Origin of the sequence: Comamonas sp. A7-5 (assembly GCF_039581385.1) — a bacterium.
In the GTDB taxonomy this organism is placed as follows: domain Bacteria; phylum Pseudomonadota; class Gammaproteobacteria; order Burkholderiales; family Burkholderiaceae_C; genus Comamonas; species Comamonas thiooxydans.
The window spans coordinates 1-352 of the sequence record NZ_JBCPWO010000065.1; the positions used below are offsets into that span (position 1 = coordinate 1).

At 65.6% G+C, this 352-nt stretch carries 1 protein-coding gene; it reads right to left on the reverse strand.

What is annotated here, in order from left to right; genetic code table 11:
* Nucleotides 1-318: hypothetical protein (locus AAIL67_RS24770; protein ID WP_343485409.1), on the reverse strand; the 318-nt coding region annotated here is incomplete at its 3' end.
* Nucleotides 319-352 lie beyond the last annotated feature (34 nt).

Genomic DNA, 352 nt, shown 5'->3' on the forward strand with positions numbered 1-352 from the left:
GCTCTCCTGCACGCCGTCGGCAGCCTCGCGCACCCGGCCCATGCCGGTCACCATGCTGCTAACGGCCCTGGCCGTGGCGCGGTCGGTGTTGAGCACGGCCTTGCCCGCATCGTCCACCGCGACTTCGTAACCTTTGACGGCGGCCTGGGTCTTGAGCCATTCAGGCGCAATGCCGCCATTGGCCGCAATCACCTTGTCGGCCATTGACTTCCAGGCCTCGGCAATGCGCAGGGGCGGCTGCTTGCCGTCCTTTTCCAACTGATCAAACGCGGCACGCGCCTGCTTGGCCATGCGCTGCAGATCCTCGCTGGTGGTCATGCCCAAGTCTTTGTAGGCCTGCTCCAGCAAGGCC